The 9,189-nt window shown below is 37.7% G+C and carries 8 protein-coding genes and 2 pseudogenes; 4 read left to right on the forward strand and 6 right to left on the reverse strand.

Annotated elements, in window-relative coordinates; translation table 11 throughout:
• Positions 1 to 415 precede the first annotated feature (415 nt).
• Positions 416 to 2,023 carry a helix-turn-helix domain-containing protein gene (locus F6K13_RS07055; protein ID WP_124147367.1) on the forward strand — a complete coding sequence of 536 codons (1,608 nt, stop codon included), beginning with the start codon at positions 416 to 418 and terminating at the stop codon, positions 2,021 to 2,023.
• A gap of 53 nt (positions 2,024 to 2,076) precedes the next feature.
• Here the strand turns inward: F6K13_RS07055 and F6K13_RS07060 are convergent.
• The 3 genes and pseudogenes from F6K13_RS07060 to F6K13_RS07070 form a co-directional block, all read right to left on the reverse strand.
• Positions 2,077 to 2,736, reverse strand: a pseudogene (locus F6K13_RS07060) (homocysteine S-methyltransferase family protein); the annotation flags it as partial.
• A 438-nt stretch (positions 2,737 to 3,174) separates the two neighbouring features.
• Positions 3,175 to 4,530 (reverse strand): pyridoxal phosphate-dependent aminotransferase, encoded by a 1,356-nt coding sequence (locus F6K13_RS07065; RefSeq protein WP_124155509.1) that lies wholly within the window; start codon positions 4,528 to 4,530, stop codon positions 3,175 to 3,177.
• A 217-nt stretch (positions 4,531 to 4,747) separates the two neighbouring features.
• Entirely contained in the window at positions 4,748 to 4,939 is a 192-nt protein-coding gene (locus F6K13_RS07070; RefSeq protein ID WP_205127542.1) for a hypothetical protein, read from the reverse strand.
• 368 nt (positions 4,940 to 5,307) lie between these two features.
• Here F6K13_RS07070 and F6K13_RS07075 point away from each other — a divergent pair, with 368 nt between their 5' ends.
• Both F6K13_RS07075 and F6K13_RS07080 read left to right on the forward strand, forming a co-directional pair.
• Positions 5,308 to 5,664, forward strand: coding sequence for a hypothetical protein (locus tag F6K13_RS07075; protein WP_124155508.1), 357 nt, complete (start codon positions 5,308 to 5,310; stop codon positions 5,662 to 5,664).
• A gap of 13 nt (positions 5,665 to 5,677) precedes the next feature.
• The gene (locus F6K13_RS07080) at positions 5,678 to 6,472 is read left to right on the forward strand and encodes a YdcF family protein (RefSeq protein ID WP_124147364.1); all 795 of its coding nucleotides are present in this window, start codon (positions 5,678 to 5,680) and stop codon (positions 6,470 to 6,472) included.
• A gap of 251 nt (positions 6,473 to 6,723) precedes the next feature.
• Here the strand turns inward: F6K13_RS07080 and F6K13_RS07085 are convergent, their stop codons facing one another.
• Positions 6,724 to 6,906 carry a hypothetical protein gene (locus F6K13_RS07085; RefSeq protein WP_124147363.1) on the reverse strand — a complete coding sequence of 61 codons (183 nt, stop codon included), beginning with the start codon at positions 6,904 to 6,906 and terminating at the stop codon, positions 6,724 to 6,726.
• A gap of 432 nt (positions 6,907 to 7,338) precedes the next feature.
• On the opposite strand from F6K13_RS07085, the gene F6K13_RS07090 reads away from it, so the two are divergent.
• A complete protein-coding gene (locus F6K13_RS07090; RefSeq protein ID WP_124147362.1) occupies positions 7,339 to 7,581 on the forward strand; it encodes a hypothetical protein in 243 nt (80 codons plus the stop codon).
• A 167-nt stretch (positions 7,582 to 7,748) separates the two neighbouring features.
• Here F6K13_RS07090 and F6K13_RS07095 read toward each other — a convergent pair whose 3' ends face one another.
• Together F6K13_RS07095 and F6K13_RS07100 are read right to left on the reverse strand one after the other, a co-directional pair.
• The gene (locus F6K13_RS07095) at positions 7,749 to 7,970 is read right to left on the reverse strand and encodes a ferredoxin-thioredoxin reductase variable chain (protein ID WP_124147361.1); all 222 of its coding nucleotides are present in this window, start codon (positions 7,968 to 7,970) and stop codon (positions 7,749 to 7,751) included.
• A 515-nt stretch (positions 7,971 to 8,485) separates the two neighbouring features.
• Positions 8,486 to 9,189, reverse strand: a pseudogene (locus tag F6K13_RS07100) (serine/threonine-protein phosphatase); the annotation flags it as partial.

The following is a 9,189-nucleotide window of genomic DNA, read 5'->3' on the forward strand; positions in this document are numbered from 1 at the left end:
AAATGCGGATAAATATACCTTAAAAATATTTATTTAGCATTTTTCCTTAATGTTTTTTACTAATTTATAGTAAAAAAATAATAATTATAGTTATTAACTATTGCAAGTTAAATGTATAACTATAAAAATCCTATAATTACTCAATTATAAAAAATAAAAAGAATATTAATTTGCTTATTATGAACATCTAATCTAAAAAAATTATGAAATATTAATTCTTATTATTAAAGCGTCAATTAAGCTTAAGTGAAAATACTTAAATCAACAACAAACAAAAGATTTGAGTTCTTCACTCCATGTATAGTTAGTTATATAGCAATCAGGACATTACTATGATTAATCAGCTAAATCAACTTACAGATGACGAGTAGTATTACTAACACAAACTTCTCAACAGCAATAACAGGGGGGTGTTATGACTCACAAAATGACTGAAAACTGTATCTCATGTGGCACCTGTGTACCCCAAATCCACTGCCCAACAGGTGCAATAACTATAGAAGATGAAAAATACTCCATTAATCCTGAACTATGTAATAGCTGTGAGGGTTATTACGAAGAACCTCAGTGTGTAATTCACTGTTCTATTAGTAGTCCTGTTCCCACTAAAGCCAAAAAAGGTAGGTATAAAGCTGAAACAAGAACACCCACAAGCTCTAATTTATTTCCCAATGGCAAGCATAGTCCTTTTGCTTCTTCTATCGCGATCTGGGAAGCTTGCAACATTCTGACGCAGAGAGAATCATTACCTTGGACAGTGAATGCAGAAGGTAAACTGATTTATCAACGTTCTATTAAGCAAGGTCAGGGTTCAATCAGTTTCAGCATCAAAGATGTGGAGTATTCATCTCAAATTATAAATGATGATGTCATCAAAGTCACAGATATGCCAGCAATGGATATCAGAGCAGCTTGTTTGCACCTAATTTATGCTGCCCATGCAGCAGTTATTGACAAACCATGGGAGCAAGAATTTGTGATCGATGACCAACAAATTGAAAGGTACTTAGGGTTAGAAAAACGCAAAGACTTATCGAAAGCAACTAAACTGAGTTTAATTAAAAACCTAGCTCAACAACCTTGTAATATTACTACTACTATTGATTGGCCTCAGCAGGGCAGAATTAATGCGTTCTCATTACCAGAAGATCAATTATGGCATATCTTAGACATTCAACATCACTTTTCTGAAGATTCTACAGGATGTAAACATCTTGTTGGTCTTACCTTTAGAGTCAAAGCTGGTCTTTGGACTAAGTATTTCCTCAACAGAGAAGGTTGCAAGCAGGGCAAAGCATTTTATCAATACGGTATTTTGCCTCAGTCGATATTAACTACAGTAATGAGTATCTGGCAGCAACATGAAGGTACTGCTCGAATGCTATTATGGTTATTATTTAAAACCAAAATGGGTAGGGAACAACGGTTGACTGTACCTACTCTAATGCGAGTAGCTTATGGCGAACAAAAAGTGATACGAGCATCTTCTTGTCGGGATGATCGAAAACGACTAATTAGAACTTTTGAAAGTGATCTGGAAGTTCTCAATCACTATGGACTTAAACCCGAATTTGACCCGGTAACTTACCCCCAGGAAATTCAGCCAATGTGGGCAAAATTAGCTGCTCTGCCTGATGATGGTGAAGAAGCTTTAGATTTCTGGATTGATGACGGTAGTAAAAATACAAGACTAACAGATAACGGCCCCAGAGGTAAGTGGAATATGTTATTAAACGCTCGTATCCTCTGGTTTAAATTGCCCGAAGAATGGGATAAACACTTAGCAGATTTTGAAAAACAAAAGCTACGCTATTCTAATAAGCGTAAAAGAACAAAAAAGCTTGCTGCGATCTGTGGGGAACAGATTATGACTGCTAGAAAAAATCAGCAGTTAAGTCAGAGACAATTGGCAACTATGCTTGGAAAAAGTCAAAGTTGGATTAGAGATATTGAGAGTGGACGCTTTCAAGTCAAAGGTGAAGACCAAATGCTATTACAGAATGTTTTAGGTTTGGGAGGGTAATCATTTAAAAAACGTCACTATATCAAAAAAAAGCAGATAGTTGGTACATCAGTAGATATATCTGTCCCCACCAACATGGTTCCCTGGATTTCCATAGTCACGGACACCATTAAGGGGAGTCGCGCACCTTTTTTGGCAAACACCGCCTCAAAAGCACTCAATGCTGCCTTAATTTGCAGAACATCTTGACAGGTTTCCACGATAAAAAGATCGGAACCCCCGTCATAGAGACCTTCTGCTTGCACCATGAAGCTCGATCTCAATTCATCATAGGTAATATGACCGAGGGTAGGTAGCTTGGTTCCTGGACCGATGGAACCTGTGACAAATCTTGGTTTTTCGGGAGTGGTAAACTCATCCGCACAACTGCGAGCCAATTCTGCTGCCTTTCTACTTAGCTCATAGGCGCGATCGCCTAGATCGTACTCTGCGAGGACTAAGGGACTTGAGCCAAAGCTATCAGTCTCGACAACATCTGCCCCCGCTTTGAGAAAATTACGATGGACTTTTGCCACTGCTTCTGGCTTGGTGATGACTAAATATTCATTACAACCCTCATATTTGGCTCCACCAAAGTCCTCGGCGGTCAAGTTTTGGGATTGGATGTTAGTTCCCATTGCGCCATCAAAGATGATCACTGGACGCTCTGGACTCTGGAGCCGTTGGAGAAATGAAGTCTTTAACTGAGGTTTCGGAGTTTCAATACTTAGCATAGATGTAATGGTTATAGTTGGACTTCTCCTGCAACCTTTTTAACCCCAAAGCTATTCAGCTTGGAAGGCTGAGGAGGATAATTATGTGTAAGAATGATAATTATTCTCAATTTAAAATAGCATAAATCACGATGGCGCACGAATGAGCACACAACAACGGTAAAGTTGATCGGTGTGAGACCATCTTATAATGAAGTCCAACGCTTTACCTTTCACATCCGCTCCGACGCAGGGTTAGGTACACAAAGGCTTGTCACTTCTGGGTTTCGTACCCTCACCCTGACCTACAAAGCGACTCGTTTGCACAACAAAGCGACGCACCCGCGTTCAAGACTGGAATTTTAAGGGACTATAAACCCATGGATGTTGAGGTGCGGGGACATAAGTTGTAATTACTAGCCGAAAAGTTCGTGCCACGCACCCCAATCTAACGAATTGCTAATTCGGATTACTTGGTGGTAACTGATTCAATTTTTCGATCATAGAATCAAGACCTTGTGCAACTTTATCAGATGTCTCGGCAGTATAACAAAGGCGAAACCATCCTGGTTCACTCCAGAAACACTCCTGTCCTCGAACCAGTAACACCTGTGCTTCTTCACGAAGATAGCGAGTTAGCTTCCCTTCATTCGGATCGTTGAATTCAGGAGGATATAAAGATTCACAGAGTAATGGATCTGGTTCAATTGTGGTTTGTTGAACGCGATCGAGATAGGCACTTAAGTCTATCCAGAAGAAAATCCCTCCCTTGTTGTTAGGGTGATAGGGAATCAATGCCTCGTCGAGCTTATCTTTAACTATGGAATAGGATGATGGCAATAACGAGCTTTGATATGTACTGATGGCATTATTTGCTACTGTTGGATCTGGCTCCCCTCCAGAGAGAAAGAGCTTTTGCAACATATACGGATTTAATGAACCAAATGGTGAGAACCCGGCAATACTCCTATTACAAGCATCTCCCTCCATAGATTCTTGAACTTGTTCCGATTTTGAAATGATACAACCCACCCTAAAGCCAGACAGACCAAAATCCTTTGACAGACCCCAAACAACATGTATCCGAGTAGGATATATGTTGTAGGCATCTAATCCAAAAGCACTGACAAATTCGTTACCTTCCACATTAGTATTCTGAGAACAGGCATAAATTTCATCAGAGATAATATGATAATCCGATCCCAGACCCAAAAAATATGCGTAAATCTCTTCCATCTGCTCTTTACTATAGTTTGTCCCTAAAGGGTTCTGGGGATTAGTCAGCACTAAGAGCTTGGCATTAGGATTGGCTTCAACCGCATCTACTACATTTTGTGTAGAGAGTTCAAAGTTCTCGCCAACTGGAAAATGGATAAATTCCATTTGGGGACGCTGGCTAAAACACCATGGAAATCCGTACCACATCGGCCCCGGAATTAGTACCTGGTCTCCAGGACTAAATAGGGAAAATCCAAGACATTCTAATGCTGCCGACACACCAGAAACTACAAAAATGTCATCTAAAGTAATCGTTCCAATCGGTAGACTCCATTGTTGTTCTAGAAATTGCAGAATACTTTGCCGATACTCAGGACTGCCATACACAACCGATGGATATTGTATATCTGTCGCTGAAATTACAGGAAGCTCATCAAAAATTTGGTTCTCTTGGTAAAAGTCTAGTAACAATACATTTTCAGCCGTAGATAGGTTGACTACATCACTATCAATAAATTGCTTGTAATATTTAGCCCTTTGTTCAGGGTTAACTATCTTCCGAAGTTGTTGAAGATAATGCTCTTTGGATAATTTCATGCTTACTTCCTTTACGCTTGTTACACCACCACATGTTGCAATAACTGCAAGTGGTTCATCCAAATAATCAATACCACCATAGACTTTTTGCAGAAGTCAAGTAATAAGTATGAGAATTGATTAAAACTTTCAGGACTTACGCCTGATGTGAATTAAAATTAACCCTTATTTTATAGTTTACTTTTGCAAGAGGTCTCATAGACAGAAGTTAAATGAATCATTGCCTAGTTTGAATTCGTTTGGATAACAAATAATATTGTCGGACGACTAGATACACCCCAGTCAAAACCTGCAAGGGAGTTAACATAGCCAAGGTTTCGGGTTCGGCAAATAATAGCAGTCCATCTTTGCGAATAGAAGCTAAAACAATAGGCAATGAGGCTTCAGGGGGTAAATTAAACCATCCCATCAAAGGGTTAATAATATTGGCTAAAGCTGCGATCGCTCCTAACTAATTCAACACAGAAGCAATAACAGTAATAACTAAAAAGATGGGAATTGCATTGAACAAAAATTGATTAATAGTTGACTTAGCTTCGCGCCAAATTACTAACGAATCAGGAAATTCTTTGACTCTTCAGTTTGATCGTGTCTTATCCATTAAGCAGAACTCTAACTTGTGATTGTATTGTATTGCACATCAGTAATTCATGTAGGAAAGCCATTTATTGGACAATTCACGGAAGCCAGAAGTCAGAATATAGAATTTAATATGCCTATTTAAGCGAAGTTGATATAATTTTTCAAACATCAATCACTTAATGCCTTGGCCAAAGCATGGATAAACAATCAATATCAACAGGCTTAATTGCCGGACTAGCAGCTACTCTGTTTTTCAGCATTAGCTTTAGCCTCCTAGAATATACAATAAAATTAAGTATTGTATTGGGTGTAATTGCAGGCATTTCTGCTGGTTTATTAGGGTATTGGTCACAAATAGAATCAATACCAGAAATTCCAGAGAAAACAAATACTGAACCTATAGATTCCCCAAAACCACCAAAACCACCAAAACCACTTAATACATGGCCTAAAACACCTAGAGAACGTAGCGGTGTTTCTATCTTAAGTTGGCTTTCAAGGTCAAGTCAAGTTTCTTCCAGAAGATATCAAAAATCTCGAAAAAAATACTAATCTTTCACTTCTAATGTTTTTGTTTTTTTCTAAATTACTCCCTTTATTTATCTATCCTTTGGGGTTATCTTGCTTGCTAATGCTGATAGCTTTTATTTTATTGTGGTGGTATCCTAAATGGTCAGCATTAGTAATTTTTCTGGCATTTACAGTAACATTTATGTTTAGTAATTCGTGGATTTCTCAAGGACTTATTAAATCCTTAGAATGGCAAAATTTACCGCCGAAAGAATTACCTTCAGCAGAAGCAATTGTAGTTTTAGGTGGTGGAATTAAACCAGCAAATTCACCCCGACCTTGGGTAGATTTTAGTGAAGCAGGCGATCGCATTTTACATGGAATAAGATTATATCAGCAGGGTAAAGCACCTTTAATTATATTAAGTGGTGGTAGAGTTGATTGGAAAGATGGAGGGAACCCTGAGTCTGGAGATATGGCAGAAATTGCTGAAACTATGGGAGTACCAAAAACAGCAATTTTACAAGATACAGACTCTCTAAATACTTATCAAAATGCTGTTAATGTCAAACAAATTTTAGAGAAAAATGAAATTAAAGGCAATGTTTTGTTAGTAACTTCAGCACTGCATACTCCTCGCTCAATATCAATCTTCAAAAAACAGAAAATATCAGTAATTCCAGCACCAACAGATTTTTTAGTTACTGAAAGAGATTTACAAGAAATACAAGATAGTTGGCAAGGTTTTCTGTTAAATATTATTCCTGATGCTGCAAATTTACAAAATTCTACTAAAGCTTTAAAAGAATATATAGGTATAATAGTATATCGTCTGCGAGGGTGGTTATAATATATTTTTTTGTAGTCAGTAGTTAGCATGAAACAAAGGATTTAATATATAGCAATATTGTCTGAATTGCAAGATATTGTAGATTTTTAGGGAATAGTCAATTCAGTTATCAGTTATCAGTTAGCCTTTTTACAGAGGAGTTAGTGGGACTTACACAAAATAGAAGTAGAAAATAGGCTCAAATATATATAGGAAAAGGCTTTTACCTCAAAAAAGCATAAATCCTTAATTACCAAGGGTTCTAGGGATTTTTAGTGCATTGACGCAATTTCCTGATCTAGACTGATATCATGTCCGTTTATATCGTTTGTGTAAACCCAAGGGTGAATATCTACAGGAAATGATGGTTTTTTCTTGCGAGGGTAGCCTTCTTTCCTCTTCCCTCTTTCTTCTTCCTTCTTCCTTCTTCCTTCTTCCTTACCTTTGCTATACAAGACCGATGCTACCGGACATGATATGACACGAGCGCCATTTTTCGACCATAAAATGTTTAGGTCCCACTAGGCTATCAGTACCTCCGGCTTAAGCAGGAGGCTTGAAATTCAGAATTTTCTTTCCCTTGGTCGATTGGATATGGCGGGGAGACCCGTTCTTGCAGACCCGCTCCGAAGATCGCCATCCCACTCTTTGGGAAGCTCCGAAGATCGACCGCTTTTTATCCCCTTAAAAGGAGAGGCTTGAGACCTTATTTTTTGTCAACAGAGAAAAAATTTGCTAAGTTATACAAGATGCTTTTAACAATTTTTAGAATAAACAAAAGGTTTAATTTTTATATCAACTTATGTATTTGAATTAAGGGATAAAATATACAATTTACCCCTTCCCTATTTTTTCTTACTTATCTTTACTATTTAGGAATGAAATCAATGCCTCCAGAATTAAGAAGCATCTTTCCAGAAACAAATTCACCTGCTACAGAAATTTTTCAAATTTCTCAAACTACTCAGGAATTTTATCAGGAGGTAAAATATAGAGAAAATTTTCAAAATTATTGTCAGTGGTATTATGAGATAGCTGAACAACACCAAAAAGAACTACAAAAAATGCGGAGTGATATTAATATTTTAGGTTTTTTCTTGCAATTAATTCACCCTAAAGTCAAAAAATAGGAAAATAAATGGGGACAATGCCCCATAAATCCTATTAGTATTAACCTTAAGTTATTCTATAGTAGTCCAAGGAAAGGGCGCGGACATATCAAAAGCTTAAAACTCAGATAACGCCATATTTTTTCTGATTCCTTCTCTCCTAGATAACTAAAGCCTTCGTCCTTCTGCTATATAAGTTCTAATTCCTCTTCCTTCAGATGAACTTTAAATTTTTCTGTAAATTTGACAAGAATTGGTAGATTAGCGCTAACTGGTCTGCCCTTCCATTCATTGACAATACCAATAACTTCTCCCTCCTCATCTTTAAGATCGAATGGTTGTCCTCTATTTTCAGGATGAATATAAACAACAACAGATTGATTAACGCGAACACGATCGCCTACTTTCATATATTAAAACCTTATACTATCATCTCCTAGAAATTTAACTAGCTCTGGGCTAAAAGCTTTCAGCTATCAGCTGGGATTGAAATCCCCGACTTGTAGAAGCCGAATAATTTAAGAGGGGTTTAAATCCCTTTTTAAATTGTATTTCTCTCAGTTTTAGTAAAATCTAAGCTGAATACACCAATTGCTGTTTGCGTTTGCGTAGCATCCCGTAGGGAAGCATTCCGTCAGGAAACGCTTTTTAACTAATGTAACTCCAAGAATAAATTACACTAGCTTTAAGAATCTTCCTATTCTTTCATAAAACCAACCCTAAATCTACATCAATTTCACGTTGAACAATTTTTTAATCAACTATAAACATAATATTAAACTTCAAATTACTATCAATTAATCTATATAGCAGTCCTGTTTGACTTGTGCAGAAAATATCTTGGAGCTAGGGGACAGAGAACATTGAAAAGAGGTAAAAAGAGCGACAAAAATTAGTATCTCAGCTATAAGTCCAAAATTAAACATTAAGAATCAGGAGAAATAGGAGCTTCCGAAGGCTCAGGTATCATTGGACTTTCCGAAGATGCAGGAGCATCATTAGGATTTGAGCGAAAATTTTCCCAATTGCGCCACACCGCTACAAATGCCCCTACAGATAATATCAACAATAAACCAACCATAAACATCCACGGTTTTAACCTTGGAGATTTTGGCATAGCCTCCACCTCAGAATCAGGGCCAGAGTTAAGATCAGCTTCAGGTTTAAGCTCCGAAACTTCATCATCATCACTATAAAGAAGTGCTTTAGAAGCTTCAGATAATTCTGGCATTACCTCCTTTTCCAGAGGTCTTGCTGTAGGATTATTCAATAAAATCAACTGTTCTGGAGAAATACGATAGTGGGCAAGCACCACCGAAGTATTATCGTGACCATTTTTATCATTCGCCAACTCAATCAAATACTCAACTGCCTGCTTGAGAGAAAATTCACCTCGAAAAATCCCAGGAGTATACTCAGTCCAAGACTTCTCAACCCAATCATTATCACTCAGACCATCCGAGCATAATAACAATAAACCCTCTTCTTCAATCAAAAATCTTTGAATAGTGGGACAAATAAACTCCCCATCCCTCGTACCAAGAGCCTGAGTCAGGGCACCCGCATCACGACGTTGTAATGCCTGCCAATACAGACAATGACCGAGACACACCTCCCTAGAAGCCACAA

Origin of the sequence: Okeania sp. SIO2B9, from assembly GCF_010672505.1 — a bacterium.
Classification (GTDB): domain Bacteria; phylum Cyanobacteriota; class Cyanobacteriia; order Cyanobacteriales; family Microcoleaceae; genus Okeania; species Okeania hirsuta.